Genomic DNA, 24,235 nt, shown 5'->3' on the forward strand with positions numbered 1-24,235 from the left:
TTTCCCTCGGGTTTCCCCTCATTCCTCCGTCCCTTTCTCCCAGCCGGGGCATTCGCGGCCCAGATGGTCCGCGAGCTCCCGGGGGCTGGGATAGTCGAATATCAGGGTCGGGGGCAGCCGGACGGACGTGGCGGCCGAAATCCTGTTGCGCAATTCGATGGCGCCGAGGGAATCGAGCCCCATCTGGGGGAAGAGCGCGTCCGGGGCCACGGCCTGCGGCCCGTCGTGCCCCAGCACGGCCGCCGTCTCCGCCCGCACCAGCTCCAGCAGCGGCGGCCGGGCCGCATCGCTCCGGGAACCGGGCTGCGGCGCGACGGTGGCCTGCGCTTCCATGAGCCGCGCGGCCACGACCGTGGGGGCGCCCGCCCGTACCGCCTCGTCGAACAGGGCGAGCCCTTCCTCGGCCGAGAGGGCACCGATGCCCTGCCGCGCGAGCCGCTGCCGGTCGAGGGCGCTCAGCCGCCCGGTGAGGGCGCTGGGCGGCTCCCACAGGCCCCAGGCGATGGACAACCCCGGCAGCCCGCCCGCGCGCCGGCGCTCCGCCAGGCCGTCGAGGACGGCGTTGGCCGCCGCGTAGTTGGCCTGCCCGGCGGAGCCGGTCGTCCCGGCCACCGAGGAGAACAGGACGAAGGCGGACAGGCCGGCGTCCCGGGTCAGCTCGTCCAGGTGCACGGCGGCGTCCGCCTTGGGGCGCAGCACCTCGTCCACGGCGGCCCGGGTCATGGTGGCGACCGCCGCGTCGTGCGTCACGCCCGCCGCGTGCACCACGGCCCCCGGCGCGATGCCCCGGCGGTCCAGGTCGGCGAGCAGTTCGGCGAGGGCCTTCCGGTCCCCGGCGTCGCAGGCGGCGACGGTGACGTCGGCGCCCAGCCCTTCCAGCTCGCGGGCCAGTTCCGCGCAGCCGGGGGTGTCCGCGCCCCGGCGGCCGGTCAGGACCAACTGCCGTACGCCGTGCGCCCGCACCAGGTGCCGGGCCACCAGCCCGCCCAGGGTGCCCAGGCCGCCCGTGACCAGCACGGGCCGGTCCGTCTCCCAGTCGCGCAGCGCCAGGACGACCTTGCCGGTGTGGCGCGCCTCGGCGACGTGCCGGAACGCCTCCGGGGCGCGGGTCGCGTGCCGCACGTCCACCGGGAGGGGCGGGAGCGCCCCGCGTTCGAGGAGGCGGGTGAGGGTGGCGAGCATGCCGCCGATGCGCTCGGGACCCGCGTCCCTGATGTCGAACCGCGTGTAGCGGGCACCCCGGTGCTCGCGGGCGACGGCGGCGGGGTCGCGGACGTCGGTCTTGCCCATCTCCAGGAAGCGCCCGCCGTCGGCCAGCACCCGCAGGGACGCGTCGGTGAGCTCCCCGGCCAGGGAGTTGAGGACCACGTCGACGCCCCTGCCCCCGGTGGCGCGGCGGAAGGCCGCGGCGAAGGCGGCGTCGCGCGAGGAGGCGATGTGGTCGTCCGGGATCCCCATCGCGCGCAGGGTCGCGTGCTTGCCGGGGCTCGCCGTCGCGAAGACCTCCGCCCCCAGGTGCCGGGCCAGCCCGGCCGCCGCCATGCCCACGGCCCCGGTGGCGGTGTGCACGAGCACCGTCTCGCCGGCCCGCAGCCCGGCCAGCTCCACCAGGCCGTAGTACGCGGTCAGGTACGCCACCGGCACCGCGGCGGCCTGCGGGAACGACCAGCCCCGCGGCATGCGGGCCACCAGGCGGTGGTCGGTGACGGAGACCGGGCCCGCGGCCGCGAACAGCCCGGCCACCCGGTCCCCCACCGCAAGCCCTGCGACGCCCGGCCCCACCTCGGTGACCACGCCGGCGCCCTCGGCGCTCTGCTCGACGGCGGATGCCCGGACGCCGTCGCGGGGACCGATCACGCCCAGGGTCAGCAGCACGTCGCGGAAGTTGACGCCCGCGGCGTGCAGCGCGACCCGTATCTCGCCGGTGCGCAGGGGCGCCGCGGCCTCCGGCCAGGGCACCAGCGCCACCTTCTCCGGGGTGCCCCGGCCCACGTGGTCCAAGCGCCAGGGCCCGGCCGGGGGCCGCAGCCCCGTGCCGGGGGCCGCGGCCGTACGGGCGGGGACGTACGCCCGGCCGTCGCGCAGGGCCAGCTGCGGTGCGCCCGCGCCGAGGGCGGCGGCAACGAGGGCGAGGGTGGGCGGCGTACCGTCGTGGTCGAGCAGCGCGAACCGGCCGGGCTCCTCCGCCTGCGCGGCCCGCAGCAGGCCCCAGACGGCCCGGCCGGCCAGGTCCGCCGGCGCCTCGCCGTCCGCCACGCCCACGGCGCCGCGGGTGACGACGGCCGTCCGGCACCCGGCCAGGGACGGCTCGGCCAACAGCTGCTGGACGAGGGCCAGGACGCGCCGCACGGTACGGCGGATCGCTTCGGCACCGCCGGCCGGCGGCGTGCACGGCACGACGACCACGCCGGGCGCCTCACCGCCGGCGGCGAGGGCCCGGACGAGCGCCGCCGGGTCCGCGTACCGCGCGGCACCGGGCAGGAGCGGGGAGGCGCCGGCCGGCGGGGCGAGGACGGCGACGCGGACGGGCTCCTGCGCCGCGGGCAGCGGGTACGGCGTCCACGCCGGGCGCCACAGCTCCGGGAGCCCAGGGGTGGTGGGCGGCCGGCGCAGGGTCAGGGAGGCCACGCTCATCACCGGCGCGCCCTTGTCGTCGGCCAGTTCCAGCCCGACCCGGTCGGTGCCCAGGGGGAGGATGCGTACCCGCAGGGCGGTGGCGCCCGTGCCGTGCACCCGCACCCCGCTCCACAGGAACGGGATGCGGGCCTTGTCGTCCTGTGCGGAGGCGTGGTGGGCGACGGCGTGCAGGGCGGCGTCGAGGAGGGCGGGGTGCAGGACGAAGCGCCCCGCTGCCGGGCCCGCGGTGGCGGGCAGTTCGACCTCCGCGTGGAGGGCGCCGTCCGCTTCCGTGCGCCACAGTGCCTTCAGGCCCCGGAACGCCGGCCCGTAGGCCAGTCCGCGCGCGGCGAGTGCGGCGTAGGCGTCGGCGGGGTCGAAGGGGAGCGGTTGTGCGCCGTCGGGCGGCCAGGTGGCGGGGCCGGCCGGTGGCGCGTCGGTCGCGGGCTGCTTGGTCAGGGCGCCGCCGGCGTTGCGTGTCCAGGCGGCGGCCGGGGCCCGCGGCGCGTCGCCGGTAGGCGGGGCCGGGCGGGAGTGCAGGGCGAAGGGGCGCCGGTCCGCCCCGTCCGGTGCCTTGAGGACCAGGCGCAGCTCGACGTCGGTGCCGTCCGCCAGGGACAGGGCCTCCTCCAGGACCAGCTCGTCCACCCGGCCGTACCCGGCCTCGCGCCCGGCCCTGCAGACCAGTTCGGCGAGCACGGCACCCGGCAGCAGCGTCCGGCCCCCGACCACGTGCTCGGTCAGCCAGGGGTGGTCGCGGGGCGAGAGCCGCCCGGACCACACCACGCTGCCGCTCTCCGGATCCTCCAGCCCGGCGCCGAGGAACGGGTGGCCGCCGGCGCCTGCCGCAGGGGTCGCCGGGCCGGGGTCGAGCCAGTACCGGCGGTGCTCGAAGGGGTACGTGGGCAGGGGCGTCGTACGGCCGGTGCCCCACGCGCCCGCGACGGTGGTCCAGTCGACGGCAAGGCCGCGGGCGTACCCGGCGGCCAGGCCCTCGACGAGCGCCACCGCCTCGTCGCGGGCGCCGCGCTGGAGCGCGACGACGTTGCGGCGGGGGCGGTCCGGGCGGCCGGGGCGCTCGGGCCCCGCGTCCGCCTCGGCCAGGACGGCCGACGCGAGCGCCGCCAGGGTGCTGCCCGGGCCGATCTCCACGAAGTGGACGGCTTCGGCGGCCCGCGCGGCGCGCACCCCCTCGGCGAAGAGGACCGGGCGGCGGATGTGCTCCACCCAGTACTGGGGGGTGGCCAGTTCGGCGGGGTCGGCCGGGCCACCGGTGACGTTCGACAGCACGGGCAGCAGCGGCGGACGGTGGGCGATCTTCTCCGCGACGTCCCGGAAGGGCTCCAGCACCGGCTCCATCAGCGGGGAGTGGAAGGCGTGGCTCACCGTGAGCGGAACGGCCTTGTGGCCGCGGGAGGCCAGCTCGGCGGTGATCTCCGCGACCGTGCCGGCCTCGCCGGAGACGACGACGGCCGTGCTCGTGTTGACGGCCGCGACGCCCGCCCGGTCCTCGCGGCCGTCCAGCAGCGGCTCGACCTCCGCCAGTGACGCCCGCACGGAGACCATGCTCCCGTCGGCGGGCGCCGCCTGCATCAGCCGGCCGCGCGCGGCCACCAGCGCCGCGGCGTCCTCCAGCGAGAACACGCCGGCGACGTGGGCCGCGACCAGCTCGCCGACGGAGTGGCCCATCACCAGGTCCGGCACCACGCCCCAGGACCGCACCAGGCGGTACAGCGCCAGCTCGGCGGCGAACAGCGCGGGCTGGGCGTACTCGGTGCGGTCGAGCAGCAGCGCCTCGGCCGTGGCGGGATGCGCGTGCACGACGGAGCGCAGGGGGCGCTCCAGGTGCGTGTCGAGGGCGGCGCACGCCTCGTCGAAGGCACCGGCGTAGACGGGGAAGGTGTCGTACAACTGCCGTCCCATGCCGGCACGCTGGGTGCCCTGCCCGGCGAACATGAACAGACGCCTGCCGGTGGGGGCCTTGTCGTCACGATCGGCCGGATCGCCACCGGCCAGCTCGCCGAGCCCGGCCAGCAGCGCGTCCCGGTCGCGAGCGGGGAACGCGGCGCGGTACGGGAAGCCCGAGTCGCGCACCGCCATGGTGTGGGTGACGTCGGCGGTCTCGGGTGGGGTGGGGGTGGTGGTGAGGTGGTCGTGGAGGGTGCGGGCGAGGCTCTGCAGGGCGGTGGGGGTCTTGGCCGACAGGACGAGGGGCAGCGGGGTGCCGGGGCGGGGCGGCGGGGTGGGCTCCGGGGGCTCTTCGAGGATGACGTGGGCGTTGGTGCCGGAGATCCCGAAGGAGGAGACACCCGCACGCCGGGGCCGACCGGGCTCGGCGGTCCATGGACGGGCCTGGGTCAGAAGGGCAACACCAGCACCGTTCCAGTCGACTTCTGGTGTGGGCTCGGTGACATGGAGCGTGCGCGGCATCAGACCGTGCTGCATGGCGAGGACGGTCTTGATGACGCCGCCGACGCCGGAAGCGGCCTGGGCGTGGCCCATGTTGGACTTCAGCGAGCCGAGCCACAGTGGTTTGCCGGGCCGGCGATGCTTGCCGTAGGCCTCGATCAGGGCACGTGCCTCGATCGGGTCGCCGAGGCGGGTGCCGGTGCCGTGGCCTTCCACGAGGTCGATGTCCGAAGGGCGTAATCCGGCGTCGGCGAGGGCGGTGGTGATGACGCGTTGCTGGGCGAGGCCGTTGGGGGCGGTCAGGCCATTGCTCGCACCATCCTGGTTCACCGCGCTGCCCCGGATCACGGCAAGGACCGGATGCCCCAGACGCCGGGCACGCGACAACCGCTCCACCACCAGTGCGCCCACGCCCTCGGCCCATCCGGTGCCCGACGCGTCCGCGGAGAAGGAGCGGCATCGGCCATCGGGCGACAAACCCTGCTGCCGCGAGAACTCCACAAAAGCACCCGGCGTCGACATCACCGTCGCACCACACGCCAACGCCGAAGAACACTCCCCCAACACCACCGACCGCACAGCCCAATGCAACGCCACCAACGACGACGAACACGCCGTATCCACCGTCACCGCCGGCCCCTCCACCCCCAACACATACGCCACCCGACCCGACAACACCCCACCCGACGAACCCGTCAACAAATAACCCCCCGACTCCCCACCCCCCTCGAACAACCGCGGACCGTACTCATACGACATCCCACCGACAAAAACCCCCACCTCGCTACCCCGTAGCCCACCGGGCGCCACCCCCGCACGCTCCAACGCCTCCCACACCACCTCCAACAACAACCGCTGCTCCGGCACCATCGCCAACGCCTCCCGCGGCGACACACCAAAAAACCCCGCATCAAACAACCCCACACCCGAAACGAACCCACCCCCACCCACACCACTCAAACCACCAACATCCCACCCCCGATCCACCGGAAACCCCGACACCACATCCAAACCACCCTCCACCACACCCCACAAACCCTCCGGCGACACCACTCCACCCGGAAAACGACACCCCATACCCACAACCACCACAGGATCATCAACCAACGAACCAGCAGGCAGAGGAAGGGGATCGACCCTGCTTTCCGAGGCGCCGGAATCCCCTGTCAGAGATTCCAGATATCCGGCGAGAGCGCTCGGGGACGGATAGTCGAAGACGACGGTGGACGGCAAAGCCAACCCCGTCTCCGCCGACAGGCGGTTCCGCAGCTCCACCCCCATCAGCGAATCCAGCCCCAGGTCACGGAACGAGGCGTCCTCGTCGAAGTCGCTCCATCCGGAGACCTCGGTGACGGCTGAGGTGACGAGGTCGCGCACGGCTGTCGCGGGCACCGCGGCAGCGCCGGGAGCGGGTGGGCGGGTGCCGGTCAGGGCGCGGAAGAGGGGCGGGGGCGCCGGCTCCGCGCGGCGTACGGCGGACAGGTCGAGCGGGGTCGCCACGACGACGGGCTCGCCGACGGCCCTGGCGGCGTCGAGGAGTCGTGGCCCGAGCCCGGTGCCGACGGGCAGCAGTCCGCCGCGGGCGAAGCGCTCCCTGTCGTGCCGGGTCAGCCGGCCCGCCATGCCCTCGTCGTGCTCCCACAGTCCCCAGGCGAGCGAACGGGCCGGCAGTCCGATGGCGTTGCGGTGCTCGGCGAGGGCGTCCAGGAAGGCGTTGGCGGCCGCGTAGTTGGCCTGGCCGGGCGTACCGGTGGTGCCGGAGACGGACGAGAAGAGGAGGAACTCCCGTACCGGCAGGTCGCGGGTGAGTTCGTGCAGGTGCCAGGCGGCGTCGGCCTTCGGCCGCAGGACGGTCGCCAGGTGCTCGGGGGTGAGCGAGGCGAGGGTCGCGTCCTGCAGGGTGCCGGCCGTGTGCACGACGGCTGTCAGGGGCCGGTCGGCGGGGATCGTGGCGAGCAGGGCGGCCAGGGCTTCCCTGTCGGCGATGTCGCAGGCGGCCGTACGTACGTGTGCGCCGAGCCCAGTGAGTTCGGCGGTGAGCGCCGCGGCGCCCGGGGCGGCGGGGCCCCGCCGGCTCGCGAGCAGCAGATGGCGTACGCCGTGCCGCGTCACCAGGTGCCGGGCGGTCAGCGCGCCCAGCGCACCGGTGCCGCCGGTGATCAGGACGGTGCCCTCGGGATCGAGCCGTTCCGCAGGGGCTCGACCGGCGGTGGGTGCGGTACGGACCAGGCGGGGGGCGTACAGCTTGCCGTCCCGTACGGCCAGTTCGGGCTCCCCGGTGTCGAGGGCGCCGGCCAGGAGGTCGGCCGGCAGTTCGGTGGGGGCGACCGGGTCGGCTGGGTCGGTGTCCAGGAGCAGGAACCTGCCCGGCTCCTCCGCCCGGGCGCTGCGGATCAGCCCCCACAGGGGGGCGTGGACGAGGTCGGGGCCCGGGTCCTGCTCCCGGACGCGGACCGCGCCGCGGGTCAGCACCACGAGGCGCGCGCCCGCGAAGCGCTCGCCGGCCACCCAGCGCCGTACGACGGCGAGGGCGCGCTGCGCCGCATCATGGACGGCCGTGGGAAGCGCGGAGCCGGGGTCGGAGGCCGGGAGGAAGGGGACGACGACCGCGCGCGGTGCCGGGCCCGCGCCGGTGGCGAACCGTTCCTCCAGGGCGTCGGGGCCGGCTACGGCCGGATCGCCCGGCACCCACCACGCGTCGTTGCGCGGCGTGCCGGGTGCGGCGTCGGGCGCGGAAAGGGGCTGCCAGTCGATGCGGAACAGCGCGTCCTCGACGGCCGCGTCCGCCGTCGGCGTGCCGGGCGCGGCCCGCAGCACGAGCGCGTCGACGGTGGCGACAGGCGCGCCGTTGCCGTCGGCGATCCGGATGCCGATCGTGTCGTCGCCCGACTGCGCGACGTGCACCCGCAGGGACGTCGGCGCGCCACGGCCGTGCAGCCGTACTCCGCGCCAGGCGTACGGCAGGCGCAGGTGCCCGTCGGCGGCCGCGTCGAGCACGGTCAGGTGCAGGGCGGCGTCCAACAGGGCGGGGTGCAGGGCGTACCCGTCACCGGTGGTGCCGTCGGGGAGGTCGAGGGCGAGGTAGGTGTCGGGGCCGTGCCGCCATGCGGCTCGCAGGGCGCGGAAGGCCGGCCCGTACGCGTACCCCAGGTCGGCCAGCCGGTCGTAGGCGGCGTCCGTCGGGACGGGCGCGGCGCCGGGCGGCGGCCAGGGGGCGAAGCCGGTCCGCTCGACGGGCCCGGCCGGCTCCGCCTGCGGTACGAGGGTGCCGCTGGCGTGGTGCTGCCAGCCGTCCCCGGCGTCGGGGGCCGGACGGGCGTGCACCGTCACCGGTCGGTTGCCGGTGGCGTCCGGTGCGTCGACGACGAGCTGCAGGTCGATCGCCGAGCCGGCGGGCACGGGCAGGGGCAGGGGCTTGTGAAGCGTGAGCTCGCCGATGCCGGCGCAGCCGGCGGCCTCAGCGGCCCGTAGCAGGCAGGCGACGAAGGCCGTGCCGGGCAGGAGGACGTCGCCGCCGATGGTGTGATCGGCCAGCCAGGGATGGGTGTCCCGGGAGAGCCGGCCGGTCAGCACGTACGCGTCGCGGTCGGCGAGGGCGACGACCGTCGGAAGCAGCTGCTGCGTCGACGGGGTACCGGGAGCAGCGGGTGTCGCGTCGAGCCAGTACCGCTGCCCGGCGAACGGATAGGTCGGCAGCGCGACGTGGCGGCGCTCGCCGTGCGGCACCGACCAGTCGACGGCGACACCGCGGACGTGGGCCTCGGCGAGCCGGTGCAGGAAGTCCGCCGGGCCCGTGCCGTCGTCGTACGGGCCCGCGATCAGCACCGCACCGGGCGCGGGCCCGTGGGCCGCCTCCGCAAGGGCCCGGGCGAGGGCGTCCGCTGGCGGGACGCAGGGGCTGATCTCGACGAACGCCCCGTGGCCGGCCTCGCGCAGGGCCCGCACCGCCGCGCCGGCGTCGCCGGTGCGGTCGGGGTGGCCGGGGGTGGGCAGCCAGTGGGCGGCGGAGGCGAGGTCCTGCGCGGTGCACGGGTGCGGGCTGCGGTCGGAGTAGTACGCGATGCCGGCCGGCCGGAAGTCGAGGGAGGAGAGGGCGTCTTCGAGGTGCCGGTGTGCGGTCCCGGCCGGTCCGGCGAGCGCCCGGGCGCGTACGGCCCAGAGCAGGGCGGCGTCGTCGAGGGTGAGGACACCGGCGACGTGGGCGGCGGCGATCGCGCTCCGGTCGGTGCCGAGCACGGCGTCGGGCCGTACGCCGTGCTGCTCCCACAGACGCGCCAGGCCGACGGTGACGGCGAAGAGGAGGGCTTCCGCCGTCTCGGGGTCGGCACTGCGCAGGCCGTCCAGGACGTCGTGTCCGAGGTGCGGGTGCAGCGCGTCGGAACAGGCGCGTACGTGGGCCGCCAGGCCCGGCGTACGCGCCAGCAGGTCCGCGGCCGCGGCGGGCGACCACGGTGCGGCGGCACCGGGGAGGACGAACACCGTCCCGCCCCGCTCGGCCGCGGTGCCGGACACCACACGCGGGTCGTGCCCGCCCGCGGCGAGCGCCCGCAGCCCCGGGAGGTGGTCGCCGGCGTCGGGCAGGACCGCGGCGCGATGGGCGAAGTGCGTGCGTCCGACGGCCAGGGTGTGGGTGACGTCGGCGGTCTCGGGTGGGGTGGGTGTGGCGGTGGTGAGGTGGTCGTGGAGGGTGCGGGCGAGGGTCTGCAGGGCGGTGGGGGTCTTGGCCGACAGGACGAGGGGCAGCGGGGTGCCGGGGCGGGGCGGCGGGGTGGGCTCCGGAGGTTCTTCGAGGATGACGTGGGCGTTGGTGCCGGAGATCCCGAAGGAGGAGACACCCGCCCGCCGGGGCCGGCCGGGCTCGGCGGCCCACGGGCGGGCCTCGGTCAGAAGGGCAACGCCCGCACCCTCCCAGTCAACTTCTGGTGTGGGCTCGGTGACATGGAGCGTGCGCGGCATCAGACCGTGCTGCATCGCCAGCACCATCTTCATCACACCGCCCACCCCCGCGGCGGCCTGCGCGTGGCCGATGTTCGACTTCAGCGAGCCGAGCCACAGGGGACGCCCGGCGGGCCTTCCCTCGCCGTACGCCTCGATCAGCGCGCCCGCTTCGATCGGGTCGCCGAGCCGCGTACCGGTGCCGTGGCCCTCGACCACGTCGATGTCGGCCGGAGTGAGGCCCGCGGAGGACAAGGCGCTCGCGATGACGCGTTGCTGGGCGAGGCCGTTGGGGGCGGTCAGGCCATTGCTCGCGCCATCCTGATTCACCGCACTACCCCGGATCACCGCGAGAACCGGATGCCCCAGACGCCGGGCACGCGACAACCGCTCCACCACCAGAGCGCCCACACCCTCCGCCCATCCGGTGCCCGACGCATCAGCGGAGAAAGACCGGCACCTGCCGTCGGGCGACAAACCCTGCTGACGGGAGAACTCCACAAAAGCGCCCGGCGTCGACATCACCGTCGCACCACACGCCAACGCCAAAGAACACTCACCCAACACCACCGACCGCACAGCCCAATGCAACGCCACCAACGACGACGAACACGCCGTATCCACCGTCACCGCCGGCCCCTCCACCCCCAACACATACGCCACCCGACCCGACAACACCCCACCCGACGAACCCGTCAACAAATAACCCCCCGACTCCCCACCCCCCTCGAACAACCGCGGACCGTACTCATACGACATCCCACCAACAAAAACCCCCACCTCACTACCCCGCAGCCCACCGGGCGCCACCCCCGCACGCTCCAACGCCTCCCACACCACCTCCAACAACAACCGCTGCTCCGGCACCATCGCCAACGCCTCCCGCGGCGACACACCAAAAAACCCCGCATCAAACAACCCCACACCCGAAACAAACCCACCCCCACCCACACCACTCAAACCACCAACATCCCACCCCCGATCCACCGGAAACCCCGACACCACATCCAAACCACCCTCCACCACACCCCACAAACCCTCCGGCGACACCACCCCACCCGGAAAACGACACCCCATACCCACAACCACCACAGGATCATCAACCAACAAATCCCGGGAGACGGAAGGCGATTCGCCCCTCAATTCCGGGGCACGGTGTTTTCCTGTCAGCGACTCCACATGTCCCGCCAGGGCATCGGGCGTCGGATAGTCGAAGACGACGGTCGACGGCAAAGCCAACCCCGTCTCCGCCGACAGCCGGTTCCGCAGCTCCACCCCCATCAGCGAATCCAGCCCCAGGTCACGGAAGGACGCCTGTGCGTCGAACGTGCTGCGACCGAGGACGTCCGCGACCGCCGCGAGCACCAGGCGGCGCCCGGTACGGGGGTGGGCCGGGCGGTCCGGGGAGCGGTGGTCGGGGGCGTCGGCGGCGGGCCACCAGTGACGGGTGCGCTGGAAGGCGTACGTGGGGAGGTCGGTCACCCGCGCGGAGCCGTGGCGGAAGGCCGGCCTCCAGTCGACGTCCGCCCCGGCGACGTGGAGCCGGGCCAGTGCGGTCAGGAGGCAGGGGGCGTCGGCGGCGGTGATGTCGGTCAGGAGCGCGTTCGCGGGCAGATCGTCCGTGCGGTCAGGGGGCGTGGTCCAGGCGTCCGCCCGGTCCTCCCCCGCCTCCTCCCCGGAGTCCCCCGCGGTCAGGAGGCGCGCCGCCTCGGGCAGGGGGAGCGTGCCGGTGACGACTGCGGCCGCCGCCGCGTCGTGCGGGGCGCCGACGACTGCGGCGGGTTCGATGCCGTACGCCGCCCACACGGCCGCGAGGCAGACCAGCAGCGAGAAGCGCCGGGGTGGCTCGGTGGGTGCGAAGGCCCGCGCACACTCCTGCCTGCGGATGCGGAACGCCTCGACGTCCCCGAACAGTTCGTGCGCCCGGTCCGCCCATGCCTCGTCGTCGCCGTCGGGGAGCACGAAGACGACGTCCTTGTTGTCCCGTACCACTCCCGTGACTGCCGTGGCCGGCGTCCGGCCGCTCGCGATGGCGGCCAGGCCGGCCAGGGCCTCCTCCCGGCCGGCTGCGGCCGGCAGTACGGCCCGGTGCGGGAAGGGAGTGCGGGTGGTGGCGAGGGAGAAGGCGGCGTCGGCGGGGCGCAGGGCGGGGTGCTGTTCGAGGTGCCGGTGCAGACGCCGGGCCTGGGCCCGCAGGGCCGCCTCGCTGCGGGCGGACAGCACCCAGGGCAGCGCGCCCGGTGCGGCCGGTGTTTCCGCCTCGTACGGGCCTTCGGCCCCGTACCGGCTCACGGCGGCCGGGGGCGCGCAGAGCACGACGTGGCAGTTGGTGCCGCCCATGCCGAACGACGAGACGCCCGCCACCTTGCGGTGCCCGGGGCGGGGCCAGGGGGTGAGGGCGGTCTGGACGCGCAGGCCCAGGGCGTCGAGGTCGATGGCGGGGCCGGGTGCGGTGAAGTTCAGGGTCGGCGGCAGGGCGTCGTGGGCGACGGCGAGGGCGACCTTGATCAGGCCGGCGACGCCCGCCGCGGCCTCCAGGTGGCCGATGCCGGGTTTGACGGAGCCGACGCGCAGCCGGTCCCCGGCGGGCCGGCCGGCGCCGAGGGCGGTGCCGAGGGCGGCGGCTTCGACGGGGTCGCCCACGGTGGTTCCGGTGCCGTGCAGTTCGACGTACTGGACGTCGGCGGGGGCGATGCCGGCCCGTTCGCAGGCGCCGCGCACCGCGGCGGCCTGGGCGGGGGCGCTGGGGACGGTCGGGCCGTCGCTCCGGCCGCCGTGGGTGACGGCGCTGCCGGCGATCACCGCGTAGACGCGGTCGCCGTCGGCGAGCGCGCGGGCGAGGGGTTTGAGGACGACGAGGCCGGCGCCCTCGCCCCGGACGTAGCCGTTGGCGCGGGCGTCGAAGGTGCGGCAGTGGCCGTCGGGCGACAGCGCGCCGGAGGACTCGGCGAGGCGGGCGCTCTGCTCGGCGAGGTTGAGGTGGACGCCGCCGGCGAGCGCGAGGTCGCTCTCCCCGGCGCGAAGGGCGGCGCAGGCGGCGTGCACGGCGGTCAGGGAGGAGGACTGGCCGGTGTCGAGGGTCTCGCTGGGGCCGCGCAGGTCCAGGGCGTGGGAGACGCGGCCCGCGATGAGGCTGCGCTGGGTGCCCGGGGTGGCGTGGTGGGTGGGCGGTGCGGCGCCGTCGCGGTGCAGGACGAAGGCGTAGTCGTGGGAGGCGGCTCCGATGAAGACGCCGGTCGTGCTGCCGCGCAGGCGGGCGGGGAGCACGCCGGCGTCCTCCAGGGCCTCCCAGCTCAGTTCGAGGACGATCCGCTGCTGGGGGTCCATGGCGTCGGCCTCGCGGGGCGAGATGCCGAAGAAGTCGGCGTCGAAGAGGTCGGCGCCGGCGAGGCGGCCCTCGCGCCGGCCGTTGCCGGCGAGGTCGGTGACCGCGGAGGTGCCGTCGCACAGCAGGCGCCAGTACGCGGCCGGCGAGGCGGCGCCGGGGAAGCGGCAGGACAGCCCGACGACGGCGATGGGCTCGGCGGTCGCCTCCGCGGCCGGTTGCCGTTCGCTGCTGCTGTCACCGGTGCGGGGTGCGGCCATGGGTCGTTCAGCTCCTTTGCTCGACTGCTGCGTGGGGAGCGGTGGGCCCGGGCGCGTCCCACCGGTGCGGTGGTCACCAGGTGACGACGAGCCGTGCCAGGCCGCGGGTGACGAGGCCGTCCTTCCACACCACGGCTTCGCCGGGGGCCAGGGCCGGGAAGCGCGTGAAGAGCCCGGCGAGGGCGGTGCGGATCTGCAGGCGTGCCAGGGGGGCGCCCAGGCAGCGGTGGATGCCGTGGCCGAAGGCGAGGTGGGGGGCGGTTCTGCCGGGGCGGATCTCGTCGGGTTCGGCGAAGACAGTGGCGTCGCGGTTGCCGTGCAGGAGGGAGACGACGACGCCCTCGCCGGCGCGGACGACGACGCCGGCCAGCTCGACGTCCTCGGTGGCGACGCGGGGGAAGCTGAGCGGGGTCGAGGGGGTGGTGCGCAGGAGTTCCTCGACGGTGTCCTCGGCCAGGGCCGGGTCGGTGAGGGCGGAGGCGGGCAGGACGCCCTGGAGGACGGCGAGGGCGGCCAGCGCGATCTGGCCGACGGTCGTCTCGTATCCGGCCGTGAGCAGGGCCAGGCCCAGGCTGACGAGTTCGGCCCGGGAGAGCACGCCGTCGTCGTGGGCGCGGATGAGCTCGGTGAGCAGGTCGTCGTCCGTACGGCTGCGCTTGTGGTCGATGAGGGCGGCCATGTAGTCGACGAGCAGGAGGCGGTGGCGGGCCTTGTGCTCGTCGCTGCTGGCGGTGATGTCGAAGAGGACTTCCACCGAGGCGTCGAAGACGGGCCGGTCGGCCGGCGGGACGCCCAGCAGGGTGCCGAGCACGGCGACGGGCAGGGGTGCGGCGAAGGCGGCGACGAGGTCGGCCGGCGGGCCCTGGCGGGCCATGTCCGCCAGGAGGCCGTCGCTCACCTTCTGCACCATGGGTGCCAGGCGGGCGACCCTGCCGGTGGTGAAGGCGGCGGCGGTGACGCGCCGCAGGCGGGCGTGGTCGTGGCCGTCCATGCTCATGATCGAGGACGGGGAGGGGCTGGCCGTGTTGAGCCTGGGGGCGTGCGGCGCGGCGGCCGCGGCCCGGCTGAATCGCGGATCGGTGAGGACGGTGCGCGCCAGCGCGTAGTCGCTCACCAGCCACATGTCGTCACCGGTGGGGGTGCGCACCCGGGTGGGCGCGGCCGTGTCGCCCGTGTCGCCCGTGTTCAACAGCTCCGGCAGCGGCCCCAATAAGTCGGTGTGCAGCACTCCCGGTTCCTTTCCAGAGGTGACCTGTGGCTAAGTTTTCTGTCGGGAACGAAATGCACTCTAGCCTTCTCGCCGCTGTCAGCCCATGGAGGGTGTGTCCGTGAACATGCCGATGGAGCAGGGGTTCTTCAGCACCGGACTTCCCTACCTGGCGTTCGGAACGGGCACGCCACTGGTGTACCTCTCGGATTTCACGATGACGCACACGGTGCCGCGTCCGGGTGCCGGGCGGGCGGCCGCCGCACGATTGGTGAGGCCTTTCGTCTCCGCCGGGTACCGGGTTTTCTGGACGAATCGGCGGCCGGGCATGGTGCCGGGTACGACCATGGGAGAGATAGCCGGCGAGCACGCGGCCGCCCTGCGCGAGGAATTCGGTCGGCCCGTGCCCGTCGTGGCGCACGGCACGGGCGGTTCCGTCGCGTTGCAGCTGGCGGTCGACCATCCGACGGGGGTGATCAGCCGGCTGGTGCTGGCGGGCGCCGCCCATGCGCTGGGGCCGGTCGGGCGACGGTTCCACCGCGACATGCTCGCGGCGGCGGAGCGCGGCAGGTCGGCCATGCACCGGGCGGCCCCGGCCATCACCCGCGACCCGCTGCTGCGCGCGCTCCTCGTCGTTCCGCTGTGGATCGCGGGCCGATTCGACGGGCCGCCGGCGGACCACTCGGACATGAAGGCGATGCTGCTGGCCGAGGACGCCTTCGACGTCCACGACCGCCTGCACCGGATCGCGGTGCCCGTGCTGGTGGTGTGGGGGGCACGCGATCATCTGTGGCCCGTGGAAATGTTCCGGCAGACCGCCGATGCGATTCCGGGGGCCAAGGGGATCGAGTATCAAAGGGCGGGTCACTCCGTCGTCTCCAGGGCCGATTTCTTCCGCGACGCGACCGCTTTCCTGAAGGCGGCCTGATCCTTTCGGGGCCACCCGGGGACCTTTCACGGGGGTTTTTCGCGGGGGCCTTTCGCGGGGACTCTTCAGGGGGCCGTGGCGCCGACGCGCTCGGCGAGCCGGTCGGCGAGGTTCTGCCACATCACGGCGCATTCGCGGGCGAGCGAGGCGATGGTCTCCTGCCGGTGGGTCGGCACGGCGTCGACGATGCGCGCCCACTGCTCGGCGTCGACGGCACAGATCCGCAGCGAGCGCAGCAGGATCTTCCCGGCGGCGGTGAAGCGCAGGGAGGGGTCCTTGGTGAGGCTGGTGAGGACGTCGGCGCTGATCCTCTTGGGGGCGCGGTGGCCGGTACGGCGCAGTGGCGCGGCTTTGCCGGGCGCGGCCTGCGCCGTGGGTAAGGCGTCCGGCGGCGGCCCGTCGTGCGCTCCGGTGCGGTGGATCCGCCGGCGTACGTCGCCCGCGGTGCCCGGTGAGATGCCGGCGGCCTTGGCGATCTCCCGCAGGGACGCCCCGGGGTGTTCCTTGAGGTAGGCCTCGGCCCGGCGGCGGCCCTCGGCGGAGTTGCGGGGCCTGATGCGGCCGTCCTGGCCGACGGTGGTGTTCAACTGCTCGTCATGAGCAGTTGAACACCGGCGTATGGCGCCGACGGTGTTGGCGGCCAGGCCCACCACCTTGGCGATGCGGCGGTCGGACCACTGTCCGTGCGAGGCGATGATCCGCTCGGCGGCCGCCTTCCGGTCGGCCAGTGACAGGGGCAGCCCGTGGGTGCCGTTCAACTCGACGGCCAGGACGAAGGCGTCGGCCGTACTGCCCTCGAAGAAGCACACGTCGACGAAGTCGTCGCCGCGCAGCACGGCGGCGCGCAGCCGGTGGGCGCCGTCGATGACGTTGAGGGTGGAGCGGTGCACCACCAGGGGTGGCAGGTCGACGTCCATCTCGGCCAGCGTGCGGACGTGTTCGGCGTCCTCCCCGGCCGTGCGCGGGGAGTCCGCGAGCTTCAGGGCGTCGACCGGCACCCGTTCCACCAGGTGTGCGCTGTGCGTCAGGGGGCGCTGCTCGGAGCCGGTGGGCCCTTCGGGGCGCAGGCTTCGTCCCATCTCCAGGTTCTTGATCATCGATCGACCCTCTCGGCTGCATGTCTGTCGTCCCCGGCGGAAAGGCCGGAGGTCTGTCCACTTCTGCAGTCAGAAAAATGCGGTGATCGCGTCTTGGCAGGCGCTGTCGCGCCAGGATCTGCCGTGCAAAAAGAGAAAGCGGCCGTTCCCGACGGCGGGGAATGTCGCCCGTCTTCGGGGAGGCCACTCATCGGTCGGGTACGGGACAAGTGCAGGATGTGTCGGTTCTGTACACGTATCCCCCCGACCGGCAGGCCGCGTTCGACGGCCGACTCCGCCGGATCCACTTGCTCGACCCAAAACGAACAGAACGAATCAAGAACGGAACGAATCAAGAACTGCAACATTCTGATCGCTGGCCCCGCCCGCGTGTCAAGCCTGCCGAACTCGCCCAAAGCACTGCCGCTGCATGCCCGAACACTGCGGTGCAGCTGTCCGGTTCACGCCTTGCGCGTGTCACGGTTCGCTCGTAGCGGGCCGGGGGCCAGGAATCAGAAAAGGCGACAAATCTTCATGACGTCATGGCGTCATACCGATGGATCGACAGACAGCGGGGCGGACCTACGGCCTGACGTAGGGGCGGGTCATGATCTCCATGTTGTGGCCGTCGGGGTCGGCGAAGTACGCGCCCCTGCCGCCGAAGAGGGTGTTGACCCTGCCCGGTTGGCCGTGGTGGGGGTCGGCGTAGTAGGTCACTCCGGCGGCCTCGAGACGGTCGATCATGCCGTCGAAGTCCTCCTCGGGCACGAGGAAGGCGAAGTGGCTGGGGGTCAGCGTCAGTTCGGTGTTCTCGTAGAAGTCGAGCGTGACGTCGTTGCTCAGGTCGACCGGGACGAACGGTCCGAAGGGGGCGCCGGCCCGGAGACCGAGGATGCCGGCGAGGAAGTCGGCCGAGGCGCGCTTGTCGGTGGCGTGGACGACGGTGTGGTTGAGCTGGACTGCCATGGGGTTCCTCGTCATGAACGTCAGGAGGTGAGGACGGAAAAAGGGTGCGGAAGGGCCCCGGAGGCGGTGGTGAAAAGCGCCGGAGCACTGCGTCCGGCTGCGGCGGGCTCCTGGCCCGCCCCGTCCTCACTCGGAGGCCGGGCAACTCTTTCGCTCGCGGCCCAAGGCCGACCCGGCAGTCATGGCAATCAGTCTAGGTCGATGCATCGTTGCAGGTCAACGACCTGATGCCGACCAGGGACGGCGTGCCACCCCCTTTACAGCGGCGAGCGGCGGACAGCGGGCGAGCCACGCCGGACGGACCCGGTTTTCCCCCGGAAAACCCGGGTCGGCCTCCCCCGTCCGGACCTGATCCACTACCGAATGGAGCAATACGGCTACCGTGCAGATGCTCCGTCCGAATTGCCGGGTGAATCTCGGATTCGAAGGAGGTACACCCAATGAAGTCAATTCGTACCGCTCTCTGCGGCGCTCTGACGGCAGCCGCCGTCGTCGCCGCACCCGCCGCCGCATTCGCCCTCGACAGCTCGGCCGCCGTGAAGGCCGGTCAGGTCGAGAGCCGTCTCGTGGCCGGTCACTCCGACTGGGACTGCGACGACGACCACGACCACGGCCGCCACGACCGTGACCGGGACTGCGACGACGACCACGGCCGCGAGCACGGGCGTGACCGCGACTGGGACGACCACGGGCGTGACCACGGACGTGACCACGACCGCGACGACCACGGGCGTGACCACGGCCGGGACCACGACCACGGGCGCGACCACGAGCACGGTCGCGACCACGAGCACGGACGTGACCACGACCACGGTCGCGACCACGAGCACGGGCGCGAACACGGCCGGGACCACGACCACGGGCGCGACCACGACCACGGCCGTCCGCACGGTCGCAACCACGCGGGTGGCGGTGCCACGGCGACCGTCGCGGCCGAGGAGTCCTCGCCCGTGAGCACCCCGGCACTCGCCCTGGCGGGCGCCACGGTGGGCATGGCCGGTGGCCTGATCTGGTACCGCCGTCGCGTGAACGCGGCGAAGCGGTAACAGGAGGCTGACCTGCGTCATGTCACCAGCGCGCACGGGCGGCAGGAATCGCCGCCTGCTGACGGGAACGGCCTGGGCGGCCTTGCTGCTCGCCCTGTGGCTGTGCGGTCACCACTCGGTCGACGAGTCGACGACCTCGGCTCCGCAGACCGGTGCCACGGCCGCACCACGCCGTAGCCATGCGCGCGACCTGCCCCCGGCGATCGATCCGTTGCCGGGGGCAGGCCCCCAGGGGCTCGCCATCAAGGCCATGGGGCTGGAGGCCCCGATCGAGGCCCACGGCCTCGATCCCCGCGGCGGCGTCGAGACTCCGCCGTACAGCAGGCCCAACGCCGTCTCCTGGTACCAGGACGGGCCCGCCCCCGGCAGCACGGGTGCCGCCGTCCTCGTGGGGCACGTGGACACCCAGCAGTCGCCGGCCGTCTTCTACGAACTGAGCACCATCAAGCGCGGCGTGAAGATCACGGTCACCCGCAAGGACGGCAGCGTCGCCGAGTTCACGGTCGAGGACGTCACGGTCGTCGACAAGGACCACTGGGACGACGAGAAGGTGTACGCCCCCAAGGACCCCGAGCGCGCCGAACTGCGCCTGATCACGTGCGGTGGCGACTACAACCGCACCAAGCACGAATACACCGCCAACGTCGTGGTCTCGGCCTATCTCACCGGGGTCGGCCACACCGCCGCCGCCCCCAAGCCGTCGCCGGCCGCCCCCGCCGAGGAGGGCGAGGAGGACGAGGGCCAGACGCAGGCCCGGGCACTTGCCCGGACCCGTGCCTGACGAACGCCCGTGACCTGGCGATCAGTTGCTCTCCCGGGCAGGCTGTCCCCTCTCGGTACGTCGAGGAGGGTGAGCCGATGGACCCCCACTCGGGCCGGCGGGTTCCCGCCGTCTCCCGCATCGCCCTGACGCCCGCCGCCGCCCGGCTGGTCCGCCGGCTGCGGGAGCGGCACGGGCCGCTCATGTTCCACCAGTCCGGCGGCTGCTGCGACGGCAGTTCGCCCATGTGCTATCCGCTCGGGGAGTTCCGCACCGGCGGCTCGGACGTGCTGCTGGCGGAGCTGGCCGTCGAAGGGGTGCCCGAGCGCGTCGGCTTCTGGATGGCGGCCGAGCAGTTCGAGCTGTGGCGCCACACCCACCTGACGGTGGATGTGGTGCCCGGTCGCGGCAGAGGCTTCTCGCTGGAGGCGCCCGAGGGCGTGCGCTTCCTGATCCGTTCGCGGTTGCTCACGGACGCCGAGGCGCGCGTGCTGGACAGGCTGGACGAAGGGGCCGGCTGACGTGCCCGTCAGGAGGCGGCCGGCGGGGCGCCGGCCGGGCAGGTGGCGGCGTCGGCCAGCGAGAGGGCGTGCAGCCGGTCGGGCGGGCCCGGGCGGGCGTAGTACCAGCCCTGGGCCGTGTCGCAGCCGAGTAACCGCAGGTGGTCGGCCTGGGTGCCGGTCTCCACGCCCTCGACCGTGACCGACAGGTCGAGCGTGTGGGCGAGGGAGACGATGCCTTCCACGATCTTGACGTCGACGGGGTCGGCGGGGGCGCACTGCATGCCGCGGGTGAAGGAGCGGTCGAGCTTGAGCGTGCTGACCGGCAGCCGGCGCAGGTAGGAGAGGTTGGAGTAGCCGGTGCCGAAGTCGTCGAGGGCGATGTCGACGCCGAGGTCGGCGAGTTGGCGCAGCGGGCGCAGTTCCGCCTCGTCGGCGCCGATGAGGGCGTTCTCGGTGACCTCCAGGCACAGGGCGGAGGGGTCGAGGCCGGCTCCAGCCAGGACGGCGACGGTGTCGGCGACGAGGGCGGGGTGGCGCAGCTGGGACGGCGAGAGGTTGACGTTGACGCGGAAGGGGTGGTCGGCGGCGTGCCAGGCGCGGGCCTGGCGGACGGCCTGTTCCAGCACCCAGCGGCCGAGCGGGACGATGAGCCCGGTGCTCTCGGCCAGGGGTATGAAGCGGTCGGGGCCGAGGACCCCGTGGACGGGGTGCAGCCAGCGCACGAGTGCCTCGGCGCCGCGTACGGTGCCGTCGTCGAGCCGGACGAGCGGCTGGTACTCGATGAAGAACTCGCCGTTGTCGAGGGCGGCGGGCAGCCGGGTGGTCAGGCCGTGCCGGACGATGACGCGGGCGTCGGAGTCGGCGTCGGCCAGCTCGTAGCGGTTGCCGCCGGCCGCCTTGGCCCGGTACATGGTGATGTCCGCGCTGCGCAGCACCTCCGCCGCTTCGAGCTCGCCGGCGGCGCCCTCGACGACGCCTATGCTCGCGCGCACCGACAGGTCGCGGTCGTCGAGGCGGACGGGGTCGGCGAGGGCCGTGAGCATGCGCCGGGCCAGGGCCGGGGCCTCGCCGGGGGCCGGGTCGTGGACGAGGGCGACGAATTCGTCGCCGCCGAGCCGGGCGACGAGTTCGCGGGGGGAGGCGGCGCAGGCGCGCAGCCGGTCGGCGACGGCGACGAGCAGGCGGTCCCCGACCGTGTGGCCGAGGCTGTCGTTGACGGCTTTGAAGCCGTCGAGGTCGAGGTAGCACAGGCCGAACCGGCCGGGGGTGCCGGCCTCCGGCGGGGGCCGCAGGGCGCCGTCGAGGCGCTCGAAGAACAGGGTGCGGTTGGGCAGTTCGGTCAGGGGGTCGTGGGTGGCCTGGTAGCGCAGGCGCTCGTGCAGGCGGCGGCGCTCGGTGATGTCCTCCATGATGGCGAGCTGGTACTGCGGCTGACCGGCGGCGTCCCGCAGCAGGGTGACGGACATCTCGGTCCACAGGACGGTGCCGTCGCTGCGGTAGTAGGGCTTCTCGATGCGGTAGTGGTCGCGGTCGCCGCGCACGAGTTCGCGGTAGAGGGTCCAGAACTCGGGTGCGTCCTCGGGGTGGACGAACTCGCCGGCGTTGCGTCCGGTGGCGCGGGTGCCCTCGGGGCTGCCGAACATGCGCACCAGCGCCTCGTTGACGTCCAGGATGCGGCCCTCGGTGTCGGCGATGCCCACGCCGACGGGGGACTTCTCGAAGACGGCGCGGAAGCCGGTCTCGCTGGCGTGCAGGGCGCGTTCGGCCTCGGCCTGGGCGGCGCGGGCGGCGCCGGTGAGGGCCTGCTGCTCGGCACGGGTGCGCTCGCCGAGGGCGCGGGCGAAGCCGGCGGCGACGGCGTGCTGGAGGCGGGAGCAGCGGGCGCGGCTCTCCTCGGCGGGCATGGGCTGCTCGGGCGGCAGGTAGAGCACGAGGTAGGCGTCGATGACGCCGAGGATCAGGGGCAGGGCTGCGGGGTCGGTGCAGTGGGCGCCCACGAGGGCGGCGCCGACGTCGTGGGCGGGGCGGGGGTCGAAGGGGCGGGCGTGCAGGGCGTCGCGCAGGACGCCGGCCAGCGGCACGAGGGAGCGCTCGAACTCGGCGCGGGAGACGGCGGCCGTCACGGTGGGGTGGACCGCCCGGCTCCAGATCGCGGCGAACCGCTGCAGCCGGTCGTCGCGGACGGCGGCACGGGTGGTGGTTCCCATGGCCGAATCCATGGCTGCGTACGAAACCGGGGCGACGGTTTGCTTCACGGGCAGCATTCTGCCACCGAACGCTCGGGTCACGGCCGCCACCCCACCCCCGGCTCCCCCGACCGTACGGGATTTCCGTCCGGCGTGGTGGAGCGCCGGGCGGTCCGGGCGTCCTGTTGAGGGGTCGTCAGCGGCGCAGAACAAACCGCGCGGTCGAGGTCGCGCGACAGGTCGATGCCCTGAGGGGCCCGGACGGGACGCTCCATCAGACTGTGTCTCCAGCTCGGTCACGAGGGGGTTGGTGCGGATGGGAGTGCTGAGCAGAGGCTACTGATCGTTCGTTCGAAGGGAACAGCAAGCGGAAAACGCTCATCCGCATTCAGCCACCCGTCCGCGCCTCCACCTTGCCCGGTCCGACCCGTCCTGCCGATCCGAAACCATCCGATCGCGTGATGTCCGTCTCTCCCGGCGCCCCTCGCGGCCTTTCGGGGCCTCTTCGAGACGCTTCGGTGATCGAGCGGTGACCACTCCTTGATCGCACAGCAAATGATCACATGGAGGAAGTATGTACGGAACTGTGGGGGTCCCGTGGCGGGGCGGAGCGCCGGGCGCCGCCCCGCGACCGGTGTCTCAGCGCACCCCGACCGAGGCCAGCGCCCTGGTCTGACGGGCCGTGGGGCGCACGGGGAAGTAGAGGTAGCACACGCCTCCGGAGCCGCTCCTGACCTGGCCCTGTGCGTTGCGGCGCAGGGTGCGCAGCCAGATGTTCTCGAACTGCCGGCGCCGGTAGACCCGCTCGACCGCGGCGTCCGAGGGGCTGGCCGGATCGTGGGCGATCACGTCGCCGTCCTCGGTGAAGCCCGCGATGCACATCAGGTGCCCGGCCGTGCCGTACCCGGCGCCGTCGAGCTCGGAGGCGAGGAACGACTGCGAGGTGATGAGCGGGATCCCGGCCCGGATCAGCCGCTCGGCGTCGGCCAGCGAGCGCAGCCGGGTGACCACGGACTGCAGGTCGGGGTAGGTGGCGGCGTAGGCGGCGTTGAACGGCCAGTTGCCGCAGCCCCGGTACTGGTGGTCGTAGGTGTGGCGGGCGGCGTGGCAGACCTGGGGGTCGGCGTAGGAGGGGTCGACCCAGGCGAGGTCCTCGCGGGAGGGCCTGCGGCCCCAGTACTCGATGACCATCTGCGAGGAGGTCGGGCTGCACCAGGCCTCGCCCCCGTTGTCGTACTGGGGGTACTGCCCCTTGTGGATCTCCTGCGAGTAGCGCGGCAGCCGCAGCCGGTGGCCAGCGCCCTCCCCCGGCCGGGAGGCCGGCACGGTGAACCGGTCGGGGATGTCCGAGGCCATCGCCCCCAGTCGCCACACGACGGGGGTCAGCGCGGTGCCCGGGCGCCGCAGGAGGGTGAGCCGCACCTCGTACGAGACCAGGCGCACCCCGCTCGCCTTGTCGGAGACGGCCAGGGTGTCGGTGGCCACCGCGCTCCTGCCGTCGCCCTGGCCGTCGAGCGAGGTGCGCCGGATGTCGCCGGGGCCGTCGCCGGAGGTCCAGCGGCCCATGACGTACCAGGGGCTGTGCGTGCCGTCGGGGTAGGCCGCGCGCAGCTCCACCTGCAGCCAGGTGCCGGCGGGGGTACGGGCGTTCCAGGAGACGACGATCTCGGTGGCCGGCGCGGCCGGCACGTGGACCGGCGAGCTCCAGCTGGCGTACTCCCAGCGCGCCGAGGTGCCGGTGTGCGGGTCGGCGTACTCCAGGGTGCCGAGCGGCCGCTCCAGCACCAGCCCCGGGCGCTCGCCGCCCAGGACACGGGTGCCGGCGCCCTTGCCGCCGGCCCACTGCGGGAAGGTCGTCCAGGAGCGGTGGTCGACGCAGCCGGCCGGGTCGGCGGTGGCCGCGACCGCGGACGCCGCCGCGGACAGCGGCGCCGCGGCCGCGGCGACGGCGAGGGCGGCGAGCACGGTGCGGCGCGGAGTGGGTCTGCTGGACATGACGGTGCTCCCCCAGTCGACGG

Annotated in this window: 10 protein-coding genes; 4 read left to right on the plus strand and 6 right to left on the minus strand. The window is 73.9% G+C overall.

The window, feature by feature from the left end; translation table 11 throughout:
- Positions 1–18: 18 nt before the first annotated feature.
- The gene (locus tag ABD361_RS07635; protein WP_344434052.1) at positions 19–13,545 is read right to left on the minus strand and encodes an SDR family NAD(P)-dependent oxidoreductase; all 13,527 of its coding nucleotides are present in this window, start codon (positions 13,543–13,545) and stop codon (positions 19–21) included.
- A gap of 73 nt (positions 13,546–13,618) precedes the next feature.
- Positions 13,619–14,773, minus strand: a complete 1,155-nt coding sequence (locus tag ABD361_RS07640) for a cytochrome P450 (RefSeq protein WP_344434053.1) — start codon at positions 14,771–14,773, stop codon at positions 13,619–13,621.
- A 106-nt stretch (positions 14,774–14,879) separates the two neighbouring features.
- Between ABD361_RS07640 and ABD361_RS07645 the strand changes: the two genes are divergently transcribed.
- The gene (locus ABD361_RS07645; RefSeq protein WP_344434279.1) at positions 14,880–15,680 is read left to right on the plus strand and encodes an alpha/beta fold hydrolase; all 801 of its coding nucleotides are present in this window, start codon (positions 14,880–14,882) and stop codon (positions 15,678–15,680) included.
- A 65-nt stretch (positions 15,681–15,745) separates the two neighbouring features.
- Here ABD361_RS07645 and ABD361_RS07650 read toward each other — a convergent pair whose 3' ends face one another.
- Positions 15,746–16,777 (minus strand): ParB and winged helix-turn-helix domain-containing protein, encoded by a 1,032-nt coding sequence (locus ABD361_RS07650; RefSeq protein ID WP_344434055.1) that lies wholly within the window; start codon positions 16,775–16,777, stop codon positions 15,746–15,748.
- Between the two features lie 561 nt (positions 16,778–17,338).
- Positions 17,339–17,722 (minus strand): VOC family protein, encoded by a 384-nt coding sequence (locus tag ABD361_RS07655; RefSeq protein ID WP_425583180.1) that lies wholly within the window; start codon positions 17,720–17,722, stop codon positions 17,339–17,341.
- 440 nt (positions 17,723–18,162) lie between these two features.
- Here ABD361_RS07655 and ABD361_RS07660 point away from each other — a divergent pair, with 440 nt between their 5' ends.
- The 3 genes from ABD361_RS07660 (at position 18,163) to ABD361_RS07670 (ending at position 20,049) form a co-directional block, all read left to right on the plus strand.
- Positions 18,163–18,768, plus strand: a complete 606-nt coding sequence (locus tag ABD361_RS07660; protein WP_344434057.1) for a hypothetical protein — start codon at positions 18,163–18,165, stop codon at positions 18,766–18,768.
- 19 nt (positions 18,769–18,787) lie between these two features.
- Entirely contained in the window at positions 18,788–19,549 is a 762-nt protein-coding gene (locus ABD361_RS07665; protein WP_344434058.1) for a class F sortase, read from the plus strand.
- Positions 19,550–19,626: 77 nt separating this feature from the next.
- Entirely contained in the window at positions 19,627–20,049 is a 423-nt protein-coding gene (locus tag ABD361_RS07670) for a DUF779 domain-containing protein (RefSeq protein WP_344434059.1), read from the plus strand.
- An 8-nt stretch (positions 20,050–20,057) separates the two neighbouring features.
- Here ABD361_RS07670 and ABD361_RS07675 read toward each other — a convergent pair whose 3' ends face one another.
- Both ABD361_RS07675 and ABD361_RS07680 read right to left on the minus strand, forming a co-directional pair.
- On the minus strand, positions 20,058–22,238 hold the full coding sequence (locus ABD361_RS07675; RefSeq protein ID WP_344434060.1) for a putative bifunctional diguanylate cyclase/phosphodiesterase: 2,181 nt from the start codon (positions 22,236–22,238) through the stop codon (positions 20,058–20,060).
- A gap of 618 nt (positions 22,239–22,856) precedes the next feature.
- Positions 22,857–24,212 (minus strand): C39 family peptidase, encoded by a 1,356-nt coding sequence (locus tag ABD361_RS07680; protein ID WP_344434061.1) that lies wholly within the window; start codon positions 24,210–24,212, stop codon positions 22,857–22,859.
- Positions 24,213–24,235: the final 23 nt, after the last annotated feature.

It is taken from the genome of Streptomyces luteosporeus (assembly GCF_039532865.1).
Classification (GTDB): Bacteria; Actinomycetota; Actinomycetes; order Streptomycetales; family Streptomycetaceae; genus Streptomyces; species Streptomyces luteosporeus.

What these genes read in the sequence shown, in the direction of transcription:
- ABD361_RS07635 (WP_344434052.1), bottom strand. Translation starts at nt 13,545, where the DNA reads ATGGCCGCACCCCGCACCGGTGACAGCAGCAGCGAACGGCAACCGGCC.
- ABD361_RS07645 (WP_344434279.1), top strand. Translation starts at nt 14,880, where the DNA reads ATGCCGATGGAGCAGGGGTTCTTCAGCACCGGACTTCCCTACCTGGCG.
- ABD361_RS07650 (WP_344434055.1), bottom strand. Translation starts at nt 16,777, where the DNA reads ATGATCAAGAACCTGGAGATGGGACGAAGCCTGCGCCCCGAAGGGCCC.
- ABD361_RS07655 (WP_425583180.1), bottom strand. Translation starts at nt 17,722, where the DNA reads ATGGCAGTCCAGCTCAACCACACCGTCGTCCACGCCACCGACAAGCGC.
- ABD361_RS07660 (WP_344434057.1), top strand. Translation starts at nt 18,163, where the DNA reads ATGAAGTCAATTCGTACCGCTCTCTGCGGCGCTCTGACGGCAGCCGCC.
- ABD361_RS07665 (WP_344434058.1), top strand. Translation starts at nt 18,788, where the DNA reads ATGTCACCAGCGCGCACGGGCGGCAGGAATCGCCGCCTGCTGACGGGA.
- ABD361_RS07670 (WP_344434059.1), top strand. Translation starts at nt 19,627, where the DNA reads ATGGACCCCCACTCGGGCCGGCGGGTTCCCGCCGTCTCCCGCATCGCC.
- ABD361_RS07675 (WP_344434060.1), bottom strand. Translation starts at nt 22,238, where the DNA reads ATGGGAACCACCACCCGTGCCGCCGTCCGCGACGACCGGCTGCAGCGG.
- ABD361_RS07680 (WP_344434061.1), bottom strand. Translation starts at nt 24,212, where the DNA reads ATGTCCAGCAGACCCACTCCGCGCCGCACCGTGCTCGCCGCCCTCGCC.